Raw genomic sequence first — 18,216 nt, forward strand, 5'->3', positions numbered from 1 at the left:
GCATTATGGCATTATTGCAGATTGCTGAGCCGGGGCAGAGCGCGGCACCACATGAACATAAATTAGCGATAGGTATTGACCTAGGGACTACTAACTCATTGGTTGCGACCGTACAAAGCGGCGAAGCACGCATTTTAAATGATGCAGCGGGCCAAGCGATGTTGCCATCAGTTGTACGTTATCAAGCTGATACTATTAATGTCGGCAACGATGCGGAAAAGGCTGCAACAGAAGACCCTGCTAATACGCTTATTTCAGTAAAGCGCTTTTTAGGTAAAACTCAAACCGAAATTGAACAAAGTTATGGCCAATTACCGTACGACTTCTGTGAGCATAACGGTGCTTTAGCAATTGAAACATCGGCGGGTAAAATTAGTCCGGTTGCGGCTTCAAGTGAAATTTTAAAAGTACTAAAAGCACGCGCTAAACAAAGTTTTGCTGAGCAAGATATTCTAGGTGCGGTGATCACGGTCCCTGCTTATTTTGATGATGCCCAACGACAAAGCACTAAAGATGCCGCTGAGCTTGCTGGTATTAATGTACTACGTTTATTAAACGAACCAACTGCAGCTGCTGTAGCTTATGGCCTAGACTCAGGCCAAGAAGGTATAATTGCAGTTTACGATTTAGGCGGCGGTACCTTTGACATTTCAATATTACGCCTGCATCAAGGTGTGTTTGAGGTTATGGCCACTGGCGGAGATTCAAGTCTAGGTGGCGATGATTTTGACTCGTTACTCGTTGATCACTTTAAACGTGAAACGGGGGTGATGAACCTATCACCTTCAAACTTACGTTTATTTATTAATAAAGCCAAAGCCTGCAAAGAAGCGTTAAGCGAACACAAAACGGTTAATGTGGGTTTAGAGTTTGATGATCAAAGTTACACGGTAGAAGTAACCCGTGACAAGTTTGAAGAGCTTGCCATGACATTGGTGAAAAAAACTCTTCGTTCATGCCGTCGCGTGGTAAAAGATGCCAGCATTGAAAACGAAGAAGTACTACAAGTTGTAATGGTTGGCGGCTCAACCCGTATGCCAATAATACGTACACAAGTGGCTGAATTTTTTAATAAAGAACCACTTACATCAATCGACCCTGATCGTGTGGTTGCACTTGGCGCGGCATTACAAGCTGATGTATTAGTAGGTAATAAGCCTGATTCTGATATGTTGCTGTTAGATGTATTGCCATTGTCTCTAGGCCTTGAAACTATGGGTGGTTTGGTTGAAAAAATCATCCCGCGTAATACGACTATTCCAGTTTCTCGCGCTCAGGAATTTACCACCTTTAAAGATAATCAAACGGCGATGTCGCTACATGTTCTACAAGGTGAGCGCGAGCTGGTTGACGATTGTCGCTCTTTAGCAAAATTTAGCTTAAAAGGTATTCCACCAATGGCAGCCGGCGCTGCGCATATTCTTGTTACCTTTAAAGTGGATGCTGATGGCTTGTTGAGTGTTTCAGCAATGGAAAAATCAACAGGTGTTCAAGCTGATATTCAAGTTAAGCCCTCGTTTGGTTTATCAGACGACCAAGTTGCCGATATGCTTAAAGCATCAATGAGCAATGCTAAAGGCGATATGCAAGCGCGCATGCTTAAAGAACAGCAAGTTGAAGGTTTGCGAGTAATTGAAGCGCTAGAAGCGTCGCTATCAACAGATAGCCACTTACTCGATGAACAAGAGTTAAGTGACTTAAAAGCTGAAATTGCTAAACTCGCCGCAGTTCGCCAGTCAGCGACTGAACCAAGCGAAATAAAAGAAGCCATGGAAGCAGTAGATAACGCCAGTAGCCAATTTGCCGCACGCAGAATGGATGCATCGATTAAAAAAGCACTGCAAGGGCAGTCAGTAGACGAAGTTTAAGAGGTCAATTTTATGCCACAGATTATTTTTCTTCCCCATGCAGAACTATGCCCAGACGGAGCTGCAATAGAAGGGGCAACGGGTGAAACCGTACTTAATGTTGCCTTAGAAAATGGTATTAGTATTCCTCATGCCTGTGAAAAGTCATGTGCATGTACCACGTGTCATTTAGTTATTCGTGAAGGGTTTGACTCATTAGCAGAAAGCGACGAGCTAGAAGACGACATGCTAGATAAAGCATGGGGCTTAGAACCAGAGTCACGCTTAAGCTGCCAAGCAATCATTAAAGATGAAGACTTAGTGGTTGAAATACCAAAGTACAACCTCAATATCGTTAATGAAGAGCATTAATTGTCTCGATAACGTTTTTAATTAACGTACCATAATTAAAAGCCGCTGTAGTTTGCTAAGTCTCTACAGCGGCTTTTTTGTTGATGAATATATAAAGGTCGAGTTACCCGTAGGAAATGGCTTTAGCCATGAATTTTGTTGGCTTTGCGTTTTATTATATAAACTCTTCGCGACAAAATCCGCTTCTATGATTGGCTCTTTTTTAATCGAAAGAAGAGCAAAATTAAAATAAAAATTTTAACTTTGTTCTTTCAACTTGCTGCTACGTATGGAGATTTTATGAGTAAATTATTGTTTAAAGATTCATTTATTAATGGAGATTTTTATACCGTCGACGCTCATTTCGATGTGACCGATCCGGCCACAGAAAAAACCATCATCTCAGTTAGTGATATCGATAAAGCTGGAATTGAACAGGCAATAAAAAGCGCCCAAAGCGCTTTTATTAATTTAAAAAGTACCCATGCCACTGAACGTAGCGAAACTTTGCAGCGCTGGTATGAGCTAGTAATTGAGCACAAGCAAACTCTTGCAGAGTTGATGACCAAAGAGCAAGGCAAACCACTCCAAGAGTCATTAGGTGAGGTCGAATACGGAGCTGGTTTTATAAAATGGTATAGCGAGCAAGCTAAGCGCAGCTTTGGGGATACTATTCCCGCGACTGATAATACACATCGACTTTCAAGTATTAAGCAGCCAGTTGGCGTTGTAGCGGGCATTACCCCATGGAACTTTCCTGTTGCCATGGTCACACGTAAAGTCGCCCCCGCTTATGCCGCAGGCTGTAGTTTTGTGCTAAAACCTTCGGAACATACACCTCTGTGTGCTCTTGCACTTGCTTACCTTGCAGATAAAGCAGGGTTTGTAAAAGGAGCATTTAATGTAGTCACTTCATCAAATGCTAAAATGGTTGGCGAGATTTTAACTGAATCAAACATCGTGCGTAAGTTTACTTTTACTGGTTCTACTGATGTTGGTAAGCAGTTACTTGCACAGTGTAGCTCTACAATTAAGCGTACTTCTATGGAGCTTGGTGGTAATGCACCGTTTATTATTTTTGATAATGCCAATTTAGATGAAGCCGTAACGGGGTTAATGGGCGCTAAATTTAGAAATAGCGGACAAACCTGTGTAGCTGCTAACCGGATTTTTGTACAGCGAAGCGTGCTTGATGAAGTGCTGACTAAACTTACTAATAAAGTTGCAAAGTTAAAGGTAGGCTCAGGCTTTAATGATGATACCGATATCGGCCCACTTATTTACCCTAAAGCCCAAGAAAAAGTGCAAGCATTGCTTAATGATGCAACCAGTAAAGGCGCGAGTATAATAGGTGAAAATAAACAGCTTGGCGGCAGTTATCAATCACCGCTTATTTTAACTGGTGTGACTAGTGAAATGGACATTTATCATCAAGAAGTGTTTGGCCCTGTGGTTAGTATTATAACTTTTGATGACGAAGCAGATGTCCTAACACAAGCGAATAACGTACCTTATGGACTTGCTGCATATTTTTATAGTGAAAACATAAAGCAAACTTACCGTGTTAGTGAAGCACTCGAATACGGCATGATTGGTATTAATGAAGGGTTGATCTCCAACCCTGTAGCGCCTTTTGGTGGTATGAAGCAATCTGGTCTTGGCCGAGAGGGCGGGCATCAAGGGTTAGATGAATATCTCGAAGAGAAATATTTGTGCATAAAGGTATAAGCTAAAGGCTTTATGTCGCTAGTTTACATATAAATTTTAGAACCGTGCTTGATTTAATCAGCACGGTTTTTATTTTTGAGGTGTAGCTTTATTTCCAATTAATGATAGCGCTGTCATTTTATATTTTATATGGTAGGTACGTAGCTATAATAAAAATTAAAGATTCTGCAGCAAAAAAGTGTAGTCTCAGGGTATAAAAATAGGAGAGAGCAATGGATTTTAAAAAGCGAGCATTAACTGGTTTAATCGCGGCACTACCGATGATAGCGCAAGCACAATTTACGCAAAGTGAAGTGAACAACTTTACCAAAGAAACCTCACTTACTTTTGCTGTGGTTGATAACTTTCATAATAAAAGTGCAGGATTTTTAGGTGAAATTACACTTGATAACCAGTCAAATGTTGCTCTTCCTGCGGGTGAAAGTGATTGGCAACTTTATATTCATTCTGTACGTAAAATCAGCACTGAGTATGTAGCTGGACTGAATATAGAGCATGTAAACGGCGACTTGCATCGCATTGTACCAACCAAGGACTTCAAAGGTTTAGCCGCAGGTAAAAGCTTAAAGCTCCCTTTTGATGCACAAGTTTGGGTTGTGGCTTATACCGATTTTATGCCTCGAGCGTTTTTTGTTTCGGGCAATAATAAACCAGCTATTTTTGCGAATACTGATAGCGAAGATATGACCCAGTTTGTAGCGCCATTTAAACGTGAAAACCAATTGCGTCGTTATAACCAACCTGAAGATTTAACCGTTTTAGTTACGCCGCAAGTACGTTTTGAAAAAAATAACAACAAAGTATCAGTAAGTAAAAGCGATGCACTGAAGCGTATTATTCCCAAGCCACAAAAAGCCGATTTCAACCGTGGCACAGCAACGCTTGATGATAGCTGGAAAATTAGTTTCCAAGGTCAGTTAAAAAATGAAGTGGTCGTGTTTATGCAAGATTTGCAGGACGATTATGGTTTAACACTTAAAGCGCAGCCTGATCATATAAAGTTGGGCGATGAAAAAATTATCAGCCTCAAAGTGAATCCAGCACTTAATAAAGGCAAAGCTGAAAGCTACACCTTAGAAATTGATGACGAGCAAATAAACATTGTTGCCAGTGATAACGCAGGGGTATTTTACGCTATGCAAAGCGTGCTTAACCTTATGCCTGCAAACAGCCAAGGCGCTGTTGAACTGCCACAATTAGAGCTTGAAGATACTCCGCGTTATGGCTGGCGTGGTATGCATTATGATAATGGCCGTAACTTCCATGGTAAAGACGTGATGTTCAAACTAGTTGAACAAATGGCGCGGTATAAAATGAACAAATTGCATTGGCACTTTTCAGAAGATGAAGGTTGGCGTTTGGAAATTCCTGGTTTGCCTGAGCTGACAGATGTAGGTGGTTATCGTTGTTTTGATCTTGAAGAGCGTGAATGTTTAATAACTCAGCTTGGAACAGGGCCATTTAAATCAGGCTCAGGTAATGGCTATTTAAAGCGTAGTGAATTTGTAGAGTTATTAAAATACGCTAAAGATCGCCACATTCAAATAATACCTGAAGTAGAAGGTCCTGGTCATGCTCGAGCTTCGGTTAAAGCCATGGAAGCCCGCTACCATAATTTGCTTGAAGCCGCTGAAAAGGCCACTAAAAATAATATTTTAAATACCAAGCAAACTGATAAAAAAATGCAGCAAGTTGATATGAGCGACGCTACTCAGTATTTGTTAAGTGACCCAAAAGATACCTCCAGCTATATTACAGTACAAAATTATACTGATAACTCAATGAACGTGTGCATGGACTCAACCTACGCATTTTTAGAAAAAGTCACTTATGAGTTACAGCAAATGTACCGTGAAGCGGGTGTGCAGCTTAAAAATCTCCACATTGGTGGCGACGAAGTTGGCGCAGGGTCTTGGGTTGGTTCACCTATTTGCCAAGCAATGTTTGCTGATCCGAGTAACGGTGTTGCAGGCGCGGCTGATTTAAAGCCATACTTTACACAGCGCGTAGCAAAGATGCTAGAAAAACGAGGGATATCGCCGGGCATTTGGGAAGACGGTATTATGTATGATAAGACCAACCCATTTAAACGTGACGAATTCCCGAATGAAACCTTTACCGTTAATGCATGGGATAATATTTGGGAATGGGGTGTAGCAGATAGAGCTTATCGCTTGGCGAATGCGGGTTATCAAGTCGTGCTTTCGCATGGTACGCATTTGTATTTTGATCACCCTTATGAAGCAAACCCTGATGAGCGCGGTTACTATTGGGCAACACGTTATACAGATACCCAAAAGGTATTTAATTACATGCCAGATAATGTTTATGGCAATGCGGATTACACACGTACAAGAAAGCCAATTGACAATTTAGAAGCATTGGTTGGGCGTCCTTTACCGCAACTTGAAAAACCAGAAAATATCTTAGGTATGCAAGGACAAGTATGGTCTGAAACTATTCGTACCGAAAAGCAAGTGCTTGAAATGATGTTCCCACGTATTTTATCAGTGGCTGAGCGTGCTTGGCATAAAGCAGATTGGGAAAGTGGCAGTGTAGATACTCAACAGCAAGCTAAAGATTGGGCTGGGTTTTCAGCTGCGGTAGGTTTAAAAGAATTAGATAAGTTGGCTGAAGGGGGCATTAATCTGCATTTGCCTGTACCAGGTGGTGTAATTAAAGCGGGTAAGCTTGAAGTTAATACCCCATTTGCCTATTTACAAACTGAGTACAGCTTAGATGACGGTACTACGTGGCAGGCGTATACAGCTCCGATCAGTGTTTCAGGTTCGCAAAAAGTAGCACTGCGTAGCCGTATAAGTAAGCAGCAAGTAAGTAGAATTACGTATATAAATTAATGTTTTAATAAGTATTAGTGATTTGAAAGGGCTATTTGGCCCTTTTTTGTTATATTGCAAAGTAAAAATCGACTAGTAATATAGCGATAATTCACGTAGAGTTTTATGGCAGCGCTGTCATTTTTGTTGCGCTGATGTTATAAATATCCCGCATAAGTGTAAGGTAATGGCTTACGCTAGCAGCTAAAAGAAATTTAATTAGCATTAAATAAAAATAATATTATTAATCTTAATTGCCTTGTGGCGGCTTAAAATATCGTCAACCAAGTAATTAGACCAGCAACAAGAAGATGTTTATGAAAGCCTCTGTGTCAAAAGAAAATAACCAAAGTAATTTTATCCCAATGGCGATTGTTGCCATGTTGTTTTTTATTCTAGGTTTTGCGACCTGGTTAAACGGTTCATTAATGCCGTATTTAAAACAAGTTTTACAACTTAGCCCATTTCAAGCCTCATTAATTCTATTTTCATTCTATATTGCGGTAACATTTACCGCAGTTCCATCAGCAATGATTATACGTAAAGTCGGCTACAAAAAAGGAATGGCACTAGGTATGGGCACCATGATGGTTGCAGGCTTATTATTTATCCCTGCGGCTAAAACCCAAGTGTTTGCACTGTTTTTATTGGCGCAGCTTGTTATGGGCGCGGGGCAGACCTTATTACAAACAGCGGTAAACCCGTATGTGGTTCGACTTGGACCTGAAGAGTCTGCAGCGGCGCGCGTAAGTATTATGGGTATCTTGAATAAAGGAGCTGGCGTTATAGCGCCAATTGTATTTACAGCACTTATTTTAAGTGATTTCACCGGCTCTGTAGGTAAAGAGCTTAGCCAGTCGGAAATAGATGTCATGGCAAATAGCTTAATTTACCCTTACCTTGGAATGGCACTCTTTATGGGGGCACTTGGCTTCGCCGTTACTAAAATGCCTTTGCCAGAACTTGTAGACGACGACGCTGCAGAAGGTAAAGGGCATTTTAAAGCCGCTCTTGCGCATCCTAGTTTGGCATTAGGTGTAATGGCACTATTTGTTTATGTGGCAGTAGAAGTAATAGCTGGTGATACTATCGGCACATTTGCACTATCACTAGGCGTTGAAAAGTACAGTGTGATGACCTCATATACAATGAGTTGTATGGTGCTAGGTTATATTTTAGGCATTGCACTGATTCCGCGAGTTATATCGCAACAAGCCGCATTAACAATATCAGCTATTTTAGGTTGTGTGTTAACGCTGGCTATCGTATTTGGTGACAATAGCTCAGTAACTATTGCCAATACCCTAGGTTTAGAAGTATTGTTACCCGATACACTGCTGATGATCGCTGTATTAGGTTTTGCAAATGCGATTGTATGGCCTGCAGTTTGGGCATTAGCCCTATCTGGTTTAGGTAAACTTACCAGTGTTGGTTCAGGGTTATTGGTAATGGGTATTGCCGGCGGCGCATTTGGTCCATTATTTTGGGGCCTAGCAAGTGGTGGTGTTGACTCAGCCGAAGCACAGCAAGCGGCTTATATAGTTATGTTACCTTGTTATTTATTTATTCTTTTCTATGCTGTTAAAGGTCATAAAATGAAAAGCTGGAAATAAACAGCATTACTAGCTGAAAAGACAAAGTTGTAAGTTAGAAAATTCAGAAGATAAAAGTGATAGGTTAAAATGAATTTAAGCTTTTAAAAGAATTTCTATAATGTAGAAATAATCCCGTGTGTAATGCCACCGAAAGGTGGCATTTTTTTGCCTTTTATTTGGTTCATAACACACTCGTAGAAAATAGCTTTAGCCATCAATTGTATTGTATCTTTGCGATTTCATTGCACAAAACTTCGCAGCTGAAGCTGCTCCGACAGGAGTTATAGATCTGTGTATTATTACAAATGTAAAATTGCCACATAAATGATTTGTGCGATTTATATAATAAATTTTTGTAATATAAGGTTTTGATAAAAACAAGAAAGGAAAATGGGGCGATTGACGGGGTTCGAACCCGCGACAACCGGAATCACAATCCGGGGCTCTACCAACTGAGCTACAACCGCCACAACACACCTCGATTGGTGTGGCGCGGATAATACATAAAAATATAAATGTTGTGAAGGGCTAAAGGATAAAAAAATGAAATAATCTAAAAAAAGTCACAAATACACCCAAAACACCTCAATATATGGTTTCAGTTAGCATTAAAAGTGATTTAGGCAAGATATTGATTGCAAGTAATAATGATTCAATTGTTAAAACCAACAACGCAGTATAAATCGCCTTTAAACCAACCTTTTAGACTTTTCATAAAAGGTTACTTTCACCGTTGTTACTTACTAAAAGGGACTCCCCTTGTGGTTAAATAAGCCTTGATATTAAGCTTCTGTGTAGCGCTGAGTTCTGCATTAAACTTAGAGTTACTAAACAGTAAATGTTAATGGGTTTTTCTAATTGTATATTTTTTAATAAAGTGATAAAAAAAAAGTATAAAATCATATATAATTTCTACAGCAAATCGCTTAATACTGAATCTCAGGAGTTACAATGGATATGATACTTAACTGGATCAATGAAAATTCGAGTTTGATTATGCATTACGGCATTCAAGCTGTAGTTGCACTCATTATCTTTTTACTAGGTGGCCGGGTTGCCAAATTTTGTGCAAGCTTAACTGAAAGAGCCTTCGCTAAAAAGAAAGTTGATAAAGCTGTTGGTTCATTTGTTTCAAGTATTGTTTATGTGATTGTGTTCATAGCAACCATTTTAATGGCGTTATCGCAAATCGGCATTGAAACAACGTCATTTATCGCTATTCTAGGTGCTGCTGGTTTAGCTGTTGGTTTAGCATTACAAGGTTCGCTTTCAAATTTTGCATCTGGCGTACTTATTATCGTACTACGCCCGTTTAAATCAGGTGACTGGGTTGAAGCTGGTGGTAAGTCAGGAACTGTAATGAAAATCGACATTTTCTCTACCGAGTTTCGTACTCCTGATAATAAAGTAATTATCATGCCTAATTCGTCAATTATGTCAGGCGCGATTGTAAATTATTCACGTGAAGCAACCCGCCGTATTGATTTAGTGATTGGTGTTGGCTACGATACCGATCTTCGTAAAGCAAAAGAAGTATTAAAGTCGGTGCTTGATACAGAAGAACGTATTTTAAAAGAGCCAGCCTATAACATTGCTGTTTCTGAACTTGCGGATTCAAGCGTTAACTTTATTGTTCGTCCATGGGTGAATGCTGCTGATTACTGGCCTACTTACTGGGATTTATTAGAGCGTATTAAAATAGCGTTAGACGACGCCGATATCAATATCCCATTTCCACAAATGGACGTTCATTTTCACAAGCAAGATTAATTATATTAAGTATTTAAGGTTTTATTAATGAAATTAAAGTTTTTATCAATGCTAGTTGCAGCTTCAGCTGCAAGCAATGTCGCTGCAGAAGAAGTGCAAACTTGGCAAGTTACCAGTGAGCTAGGTGCTATTATCACTAGCGGTAATACTGAAACAACTACTTTAAAAGGTGGTATTAAGGTTTTACAAAATCTAGAACACTGGAATAACGAATATAAAATAGATGGTATTTATAAAGAAGACGAAATCGAAAACGATGCCGGCGTTAAAGAAGAGCAGCGCACTAACGAAAAGTATTCAATTTCTGCCCAGGGTAACTATAAATTAAGTAACGATTACTCGCATTTATTCATATATGGTTCACACGTTTCAGATTACTTTGGTGCTTATCGTAACGAATCTGTTATTTCTGCGGGTTATGGTCAACGTTTAATTAACCGCTCAGATATGTGGTTAAATGCTGAAGTTGGTCCGGGTTATAAATATTTTCAATACCCAGATAACAGTACTGAAGTTGATGAAAATGGTAATTCACTAGCGGGTGAGTCTGAAGGCGAAATTATTGCCTTAGGTAAGCTTGATTACAACTGGCAGATTTCAGATAACGCAAAGTTTCTTCAGTTAGTTGCAGTTGAATATGGTGATACTAATACCAAAGTGCGTTCTGAAACGGCGCTTCTAGCTAAAATCAGCGGTTCACTTCAAATGAAAGTGGCTTACAACATCATTAACAATTCTGATGTAGCCGATGACAAAGAAAGTACAGATACAGAAACTTCATTAACATTGGTTTACAGTTTTTAAGTCAAAAACAGTTACAATGGCATATTAGTGAAAAAAGGGGCAATAGTCCCTTTTTTATTTGTCTTAAAATAATGTAGAATTGCCAATCATTTTTTTGGCCGTAGACTTAGGGAATTACCTACCTGTGAAGCTTTTTAATCTGTTCTTAACTGCTGTTGTTTTATTTACAAGTACTTTTTCGCTCGCATTTACGCCAAGCACTGCACAGATTGAGCAGTTCCAAAAATTACCTAAAGCGCAGCAAGAAGCGCTTGCTAAGCAATACGGAGTAGACCTTTCTACGATTTCCGGTGGCAATGCAAACACTAACTCCCAAGAAAAAGAAACACCGACTATTAACTTTCGCGAAAAAGAAGAAGAGCCCTTAACTGATGAAGAGCGCTTTAAGCCAAAAGAAGGTGAAGTAGAACCATTTGGCTATGAGCTTTTTGCCGGTGAGCCAACTACATTTATGCCAAGTGAGACTGCGGCAGTACCTGAAACCTATTTAATAGGCCGAGGCGATCAACTCAATATTAACTTTTACGGTAAAGAAAGTGAAAACTATGAAGTCATAGTGGATCGTGAAGGGCGTTTAAGTATTCCAAATTTAAGTCCAGTACAAGTTGCAGGGTTAACTTTTGGCGAAGTAAAAGAATTAGTAAAGAAAAAAGTTGAACAAGAAATTATAGGTGTACAGGCATTTGTATCACTTGGACAATTACGCAGTATGCGAATTTTGGTACTAGGTGAAGCGTATAAGCCAGGAAGTTATAGTGTGTCATCTTTAACTACTGTGTCACATGCACTGTTTATCAGTGGTGGTGTCTCGGATATAGCCTCACTTCGTAATATTCAAGTAAAGCGAGCTGGTAAAGTGGTCAATAATTTTGACCTATATGACTTACTTATAAATGGCGATAGCCAAAACGATATTATTTTAAAGCCAGGAGATGTGGTATTTATACCGCCAGTAGGTGCACAAGTCGCAGTTGAAGGCTTGGTTAAACGCCCAGCTATTTTTGAGCTCAAACAAGGTGAATCAGCTGAAAGTATTTTAAAAATGGCTGGAGGACTAAAGCCACAAGCTTACGCTCAAAAAGCCATTGTAGAACGGTTTAATAACCACAATAGAAAAGAAATTCTCTCAGTAGATTTTTCCCAAAAGCAAATTAATTATACCCCACAAGATGGCGACCGAATTCGTTTTAATCCTGTCAGCTTACAGTACGAAAATTCAATTAGTGTTATTGGCGCTGCAGCACGCCCAGGGCATTATCAATGGCATGAAGGTAAGCGTATTTCAGATGTATTTACATCAGTGCGTGGCGACTTATTACCACAAGCAGATTTAACTTATGGTTTGTTAGTGCGCGAGATTAATATCTCAGGTGATATTGAAGTACACCAATTTGATATTGCACAAGCAGTTGTTAAAGCCCCAGCACATGACCTGACATTACAAGCGAATGACAAGTTGTATGTGTTTAGCCGCTTTGAAGAAAAAGAAGCAGAGGAGCTCGCTCTTGATAACTTAGCACTTAGCGAAGAGCAGAAGAAACAACAGCTAAAAGCCAAACAATGGCATCAATATCAGCAAAAAGAATTTGAAAAATATATTGGCGTACAAGAACAAGAAGCTCAATCAAAAGAAAAACCAGCAGAAGCGAACTTGACCCTTGCTCAATTAGCAAAGCAGCGTAAAGCTAAAGAAAGCAAAGGACTCGAAATTGAAGATTATGCAGTGTTCAGTCGTTATAATTTATTAAAACCAATAAAAGCAAAATTAAAACAACAAGCCTCAGTAGAAACTGCAATGCAACTTATTGAAATTAATGGTCATGTTGCTTTTCCTGGGGTGTACCCACTAACGGTTGGTGCTGAAGTGAATGAGCTCATAACGGCCGCAGGTGGTTTATTAGAGTCGGCTTATACTAAGCAAGCAGAAATAACACGTATAGTTGCAGGTGATGCTTCGCAAGTTGAACATATCAAATTCAACTTACATAACGCTATGTTGGGGGAAAAGGGCGATAATCGCCTATTACGCAGTAAAGATAGCTTAAATATTTTCTCTATTCCTAACTGGCAAGAAAATGTAAAGGTAGAGCTGAAAGGTGAAGTGAAGTTCCCTGGGACATATACAATTCGTCGTGGCGAAACATTAACTAATTTATTAGAACGTGCCGGTGGTTTCTCAAAGTTTGCTGAACAAAGAGCCGCAATCTTTACTCGTGAAGCTATTCGCGAGCAAGAACAAAAGCAATTAGCCAAATTATCAGAAGACCTACGCCGAGACATTGCACAAAAAAGCTTTGAAAATTCGGTGGGTGGAAATTCACTTTCTTATGACGAAATGAGCAAGTTACTTGGCGATTTAGCTAGTGTTGAAGCTGTAGGGCGTTTGGTTATTGATTTACCGCTTATCGTAGAAGATAAGCAAAAGCTTGTATTACAAGATGGGGATACCTTATATGTACCCAGTAAACGAGATTCAGTCAGTGTGATAGGTGAAGTTAACTATGCAACGTCGCATTTATATAAACCTGGAGTGTCGTTTGAAGACTACATTGACCTAAGTGGTGGCTTAAAAGTACGTGCAGATGAGGATCGTATTTATATAATTAAAGCAAATGGTTCTGTGGTTATTCCAGACTCAGGTAATTGGTTTGCAGTTAATGATTCACAAACACTCGAAGCTGGTGACACGATTGTAGTACCGTTAAATTCAGGTTATATGGATAACCTAACGCTTTGGAGTACTGGAACACAGATTGTATATCAATTGGGTGTAGCGCTTGCTGCGATTAGTAGTATTTAATAACTGATTTTAATAGCCAGTTCTAACTGAGTATATTCTTTGTTTAATCTGGCTAAGTAATTCACTTGAAATGAGATAAGAATGAGTAAATACGGAAAAGCTGATAATCAGGATTTGCTTGATGATGAGGTAAGTCTATACGAATTGTTTTCTGTGTTAATGGAAGCGAAGTGGTTTATTATTGGTTTTACGATGTGTATGGCTGTTTTTTCAGTAGTGTACGCAATTTATCAGCCAAATATATATCAGTCAGAAGCTTTACTAACTCCAGCTGAACAGCAGCAGTCAGGTGGGCTTGGAGCTATTGCTGGCCAATTCGGTGGTTTGGCTAGTTTAGCTGGGGTTGATTTTGGAAGCTCAGCGGCAAGTAATAAAACGGATCTTGCTATAGCTATACTTAAGTCTAGGAGATTTACAGCTGAATTTATACAGAACCATAATATATTACCAGACTTAATGGCTGCAAAATCTTGGGATCCTATAAAAAATAGTATCGTATACGATGAAAGTATCTATGATCAAAGTAAGGATGAGTGGGTACGAGAAGTAAAGCCACCTTTTAAACCAAAACCATCGATGCAAGAAGCGTATAAAGAGTTTAGTGAAATAATAAGTGCTAGCAAAGACCCTGAAGCAGGTATGATTATTATATCTGTAGACCATATTTCACCTACAGTTGCACAACAGTGGGTTAACTGGTTGATAAACGATATTAATCTAACTATGAAAAATCGTGATGTTATAGAGGCAACCAAAAGCATAGAGTTTCTCACTGCTCAAATAGAGAAAACAAATGTGGCTGATATTCGAGCTGTTTTATATAACTTAATAGAGGAACAAGCTAAGACAGTAATGTTTGCAAACGTAAGAGATGAATATGTATTCAAAACAATAGATCCAGCTTTAGTACCTGAAGTAAAATTAAAACCAAAACGAGCTTTGATTGTGGTTATAAGTACATTTTTCGCTGGTGTCATAAGTGTTTTCTTTGTTTTAATTAGATTTTATTTATCTGGCAAGCGTTATTAAGTTTGCTTTTATATAAAAGTTATAAGTTCATATTCTAGGAGTTGTTGTGAAAATACTTGTTACAGGTGGTGCAGGTTTTATAGGCTCGGCTGTTATTCGCCATATAATCGAAAATACAACAGATTCAGTTATTAACCTAGATAAACTTACCTACGCGGGCAACTTAGAATCTTTAAGGTCAGTAGGTGGTAATGAACGGTATGAATTTGAGCAGGTTGATATTTGCAACCGTGAAGCGCTTGATCGTGTGTTTAATGAGTATAAACCTGATGCAGTAATGCATTTAGCAGCAGAAAGCCATGTGGATCGCTCTATAACTGGTCCTGCAGAATTTATTCAAACTAATATTGTAGGCACTTATAACTTATTAGAAGCGGCTCGTGAATATTGGAATACATTAAAAGATGATGCAAAGAACGCTTTCAGATTTCATCATATTTCAACAGATGAAGTATATGGTGATTTACCGCATCCTGATGAGCAAAAAGGTGAATTGCCCCTGTTTACTGAGCAAACGTCTTATGCACCAAGTAGCCCATATTCAGCAAGCAAAGCCTCTAGTGATCATTTAGTGCGAGCTTGGTTACGTACGTATGGATTTCCTACTGTTGTTACCAATTGCTCAAATAATTATGGCCCGTATCACTTCCCTGAAAAGTTAATTCCCTTAGTTATTTTGAATGCACTTGAAGGTAAAAGTTTGCCAATATATGGCAAAGGTGACCAAATTCGAGATTGGCTTTATGTAGAAGACCACGCACGTGCTTTATATAAAGTAGTCAGCAAAGGTAAAGTTGGTGAAACCTATAATATCGGCGGTCACAACGAAAAACAAAATATTGAAGTGGTACAAACCATTTGTAGTATTTTAGATATCTTAGTACCAAAAGAAACAAAGTACGCTGAGCAAATTATCTATGTAACCGACCGACCCGGACACGACAGACGCTATGCGATTGACTCGTCAAAGATGCAAAAAGAGTTAGGGTGGACACCAGCGGAAACATTTGAAACAGGTTTACGTAAAACCGTTCAATGGTACCTTAAAAATCAACAATGGTGCACCAATGTACAAGACGGTTCATACCAACGAGAACGTCTTGGCGAAATAGCAACACAAGCTTAAGGAGAGCGAAGTGAAAGGAATTATTCTCGCAGGTGGCTCTGGCACTCGTCTTTACCCGATCACTCAAGGTGTATCTAAACAGTTACTGCCTATTTATGATAAGCCAATGATTTTTTATCCCATATCTGTACTCATGTTAGCGGGTATTCAGGATATTTTAATTATATCTACCTCAGAAGATATAAGTGGTTATCAGCGATTATTATCTGACGGTTCGCAGTTTGGTATTAACATTACCTATGCGATTCAACCGAGCCCTGATGGCTTAGCGCAGGCGTTTATTATCGGTGAAGAGTTTATAGGTCAGGACGATGTTTGTTTAGTTTTAGGTGATAATATTTTTTATGGCCAAGGTTTTACCTCTAAATTACAGCATGCCGTTGATAATGCTAAAAGTGGCCAAGGTGCGACGGTATTTGGTTACCAAGTAAAAGACCCTGAACGTTTTGGTGTAGTTGAGTTTGACCAAAATAAAAAAGCAATTTCTATCGAAGAAAAACCAACTAAACCTAAATCGCACTTTGCAGTAACAGGCTTATATTTTTACGATAATTCTGTAGTCGAGTTGGCAAAAAAGGTAAAGCCCTCAGACAGAGGTGAGCTAGAAATTACCTGCCTTAATGAAATGTACTTACAGCAAAATAAACTTAATGTAGAAATGTTAGGTCGAGGTTTTACATGGCTTGATACAGGGACACATGAAAGCTTACTTGAAGCCGCACAATTTGTAGAAACAATTGAAAGATGCCAAGGTTATAAAATAGCGTGTTTAGAAGAAGTTGCTTATAACAACGGTTGGTTGGCGGCTGAAAGCATTGATGAAAAAGCCAAGCAAATGTCTAAAAATGGATACGGAAAATACTTAGCTGGGTTGTTAACTAAATAAATGAAGTCGACAACCAGTGCGTTAAAATGGAGTGCTATAGAGCGCTTAGCAACTCAGTTCATTCAATTAATTGTAATGCTTTTTTTAGCGCGACTGCTGGGGCCAAATGCATTTGGCTTAGTGGGTATGTTGGCTGTATTTATTGCCATTGCGCAAACATTTGTTGATAGCGGGTTTTCTTCTGCACTTATTCGCCATACAGAAAGAACAGAGGCAGACTTCTCGACGGCATTTTATTTCAACATTATAGTTAGTTTATGTTGTTATTTGATTTTGTTTATTTCTGCACCATTTATAGCCGGTTTTTTTGCACAGCCCATTCTTAGTGAATTATTGCGAGTTCTCGGTATTGTTGTAATTATTAATAGTTTCGCCATAGTACAACGAGCAAAACTAACAATCGCAATGAACTTTAAAACGCAGGCTAAAGCATCATTAATTGGCGTAGTACTAAGCAGTGGTGTGGGTATTACCTTAGCTAAGTTCGGCTTTGGGGTTTGGGCTTTAGTGGGTCAAACACTGTCTCAAGCAGTAATCAACGTATTATTACTTAATATATTTTCCCCTTGGTGGCCAAAAACAGAATTTAGCAAAAAATCCTTTGATTATTTATTTGGTTTTGGCTCCAAATTATTGGTGGCGGGGCTTCTTGACACAATTTATAAAAACATTTATCAAGTTGTGATAGGTAAGCAATTTAGTGCATCACAAGTAGGATTTTTTACCCAGGCGAACCAATTAGCTAGTGTGCCAGCAATGACATTAACGACGGTTATACAACGTGTTACTTACCCCATGTTGAGTAATATCCAAAACAATGTTAATAAGTTTGAAAATACTTATGTATTAACATTAAGGATGGCAGCATTAATTGTATTCCCACTAATCGTAGGTTTAGCTATTTCAGCGACGCCTCTTATTGATGCTGTACTTGGTGAGCAATGGCTGCCTGCAGCAGAATTACTTGTCATTTTGTGTTTTTCTTTCATGTTATATCCAATACATGCAATAAACTTAAATCTACTTAACGTAAAAGGCCGTTCAGATATATTTTTAAAGCTAGAGATTATTAAAAAAAGTTTAATAACGTTAATGCTGTTCATTACCGTGCCTATGGGCGTTAAAGCCATGTGTATTGGCATGGTCATTAATTCTTATATCGCCTTTTTTATTAACTCATATTACACAGGTCAATTTAGCCGCTTAAAAACAGGCCAACAGTTAGTGGCATTAATGCCCATTTATATAAGTGTGATGGTTTGTGCGAGTACAACATATTTAGCGGCAAACTACATAGTAACTAAATTTACATTAAGTCCTTATATACATTTATCAATAAATTTGGTCATGATGCCTATTCTTTATATTATTATTGTTCGCGCAACGCAAAGGGATTTATATTCTCAAATTATGGCTATTATATTTAAAAGAAAGGTGAGTTAA

General features: G+C 38.8%; 12 protein-coding genes and 1 tRNA gene. 12 read left to right on the forward strand and 1 reads right to left on the reverse strand.

Translation table 11 applies throughout. The features are described from left to right. Positions 1 to 5: 5 nt before the first annotated feature. The 5 genes from hscA (at position 6) to nagP (ending at position 8,376) form a co-directional block, all read left to right on the forward strand. Positions 6 to 1,868 carry a Fe-S protein assembly chaperone HscA gene (gene hscA / locus ACT3S9_RS01600; RefSeq protein ID WP_441833953.1) on the forward strand — a complete coding sequence of 621 codons (1,863 nt, stop codon included), beginning with the start codon at positions 6 to 8 and terminating at the stop codon, positions 1,866 to 1,868. Positions 1,869 to 1,880: 12 nt separating this feature from the next. Continuing rightward, positions 1,881 to 2,219, forward strand: a complete 339-nt coding sequence (fdx, locus tag ACT3S9_RS01605; RefSeq protein WP_441833954.1) for an ISC system 2Fe-2S type ferredoxin — start codon at positions 1,881 to 1,883, stop codon at positions 2,217 to 2,219. Positions 2,220 to 2,498: 279 nt separating this feature from the next. Beyond that, a complete protein-coding gene (locus tag ACT3S9_RS01610; RefSeq protein WP_441833955.1) occupies positions 2,499 to 3,926 on the forward strand; it encodes an NAD-dependent succinate-semialdehyde dehydrogenase in 1,428 nt (475 codons plus the stop codon). A gap of 212 nt (positions 3,927 to 4,138) precedes the next feature. Beyond that, a complete protein-coding gene (locus ACT3S9_RS01615) occupies positions 4,139 to 6,784 on the forward strand; it encodes a family 20 glycosylhydrolase (RefSeq protein ID WP_444750667.1) in 2,646 nt (881 codons plus the stop codon). 296 nt (positions 6,785 to 7,080) lie between these two features. After that, positions 7,081 to 8,376: an N-acetylglucosamine MFS transporter NagP gene (nagP, locus tag ACT3S9_RS01620; RefSeq protein WP_441833957.1), complete on the forward strand. Its 1,296-nt coding sequence runs from the start codon at positions 7,081 to 7,083 to the stop codon at positions 8,374 to 8,376. Positions 8,377 to 8,749: 373 nt separating this feature from the next. Here nagP and ACT3S9_RS01625 read toward each other — a convergent pair. Beyond that, positions 8,750 to 8,825, reverse strand: a tRNA-His gene (locus ACT3S9_RS01625). Between the two features lie 484 nt (positions 8,826 to 9,309). Between ACT3S9_RS01625 and ACT3S9_RS01630 the strand changes: the two genes are divergently transcribed. The 7 genes from ACT3S9_RS01630 to ACT3S9_RS01660 all read left to right on the forward strand — a co-directional run bounded on the left by ACT3S9_RS01630 (position 9,310) and on the right by ACT3S9_RS01660 (position 18,216). Then, positions 9,310 to 10,128, forward strand: a complete 819-nt coding sequence (locus ACT3S9_RS01630; protein ID WP_444750668.1) for a mechanosensitive ion channel family protein — start codon at positions 9,310 to 9,312, stop codon at positions 10,126 to 10,128. A 27-nt stretch (positions 10,129 to 10,155) separates the two neighbouring features. After that, entirely contained in the window at positions 10,156 to 10,932 is a 777-nt protein-coding gene (locus ACT3S9_RS01635) for a DUF481 domain-containing protein (protein ID WP_441992923.1), read from the forward strand. A gap of 124 nt (positions 10,933 to 11,056) precedes the next feature. After that, positions 11,057 to 13,732 carry an SLBB domain-containing protein gene (locus ACT3S9_RS01640; protein WP_444750669.1) on the forward strand — a complete coding sequence of 892 codons (2,676 nt, stop codon included), beginning with the start codon at positions 11,057 to 11,059 and terminating at the stop codon, positions 13,730 to 13,732. Positions 13,733 to 13,813: 81 nt separating this feature from the next. Continuing rightward, complete coding sequence (locus ACT3S9_RS01645) at positions 13,814 to 14,761, forward strand: Wzz/FepE/Etk N-terminal domain-containing protein (RefSeq protein WP_441994886.1); 948 nt, start codon at positions 13,814 to 13,816, stop codon at positions 14,759 to 14,761. Between the two features lie 46 nt (positions 14,762 to 14,807). Next, complete coding sequence (gene rfbB / locus ACT3S9_RS01650; RefSeq protein WP_441993388.1) at positions 14,808 to 15,887, forward strand: dTDP-glucose 4,6-dehydratase; 1,080 nt, start codon at positions 14,808 to 14,810, stop codon at positions 15,885 to 15,887. Positions 15,888 to 15,897: 10 nt separating this feature from the next. Then, the gene (gene rfbA, locus ACT3S9_RS01655) at positions 15,898 to 16,773 is read left to right on the forward strand and encodes a glucose-1-phosphate thymidylyltransferase RfbA (RefSeq protein ID WP_441993387.1); all 876 of its coding nucleotides are present in this window, start codon (positions 15,898 to 15,900) and stop codon (positions 16,771 to 16,773) included. Then, the gene (locus tag ACT3S9_RS01660; RefSeq protein WP_441993386.1) at positions 16,774 to 18,216 is read left to right on the forward strand and encodes a lipopolysaccharide biosynthesis protein; all 1,443 of its coding nucleotides are present in this window, start codon (positions 16,774 to 16,776) and stop codon (positions 18,214 to 18,216) included.

The organism is Pseudoalteromonas sp. AOP31-A2-14 (assembly GCF_052378035.1).
In the GTDB taxonomy this organism is placed as follows: domain Bacteria; phylum Pseudomonadota; class Gammaproteobacteria; order Enterobacterales; family Alteromonadaceae; genus Pseudoalteromonas.

What these genes read in the sequence shown, in the direction of transcription:
- hscA (WP_441833953.1), top strand. Translation starts at nt 6, where the DNA reads ATGGCATTATTGCAGATTGCTGAGCCGGGGCAGAGCGCGGCACCACAT.
- fdx (WP_441833954.1), top strand. Translation starts at nt 1,881, where the DNA reads ATGCCACAGATTATTTTTCTTCCCCATGCAGAACTATGCCCAGACGGA.
- ACT3S9_RS01610 (WP_441833955.1), top strand. Translation starts at nt 2,499, where the DNA reads ATGAGTAAATTATTGTTTAAAGATTCATTTATTAATGGAGATTTTTAT.
- ACT3S9_RS01615 (WP_444750667.1), top strand. Translation starts at nt 4,139, where the DNA reads ATGGATTTTAAAAAGCGAGCATTAACTGGTTTAATCGCGGCACTACCG.
- nagP (WP_441833957.1), top strand. Translation starts at nt 7,081, where the DNA reads ATGAAAGCCTCTGTGTCAAAAGAAAATAACCAAAGTAATTTTATCCCA.
- ACT3S9_RS01630 (WP_444750668.1), top strand. Translation starts at nt 9,310, where the DNA reads ATGGATATGATACTTAACTGGATCAATGAAAATTCGAGTTTGATTATG.
- ACT3S9_RS01635 (WP_441992923.1), top strand. Translation starts at nt 10,156, where the DNA reads ATGAAATTAAAGTTTTTATCAATGCTAGTTGCAGCTTCAGCTGCAAGC.
- ACT3S9_RS01645 (WP_441994886.1), top strand. Translation starts at nt 13,814, where the DNA reads ATGAGTAAATACGGAAAAGCTGATAATCAGGATTTGCTTGATGATGAG.
- ACT3S9_RS01660 (WP_441993386.1), top strand. Translation starts at nt 16,774, where the DNA reads ATGAAGTCGACAACCAGTGCGTTAAAATGGAGTGCTATAGAGCGCTTA.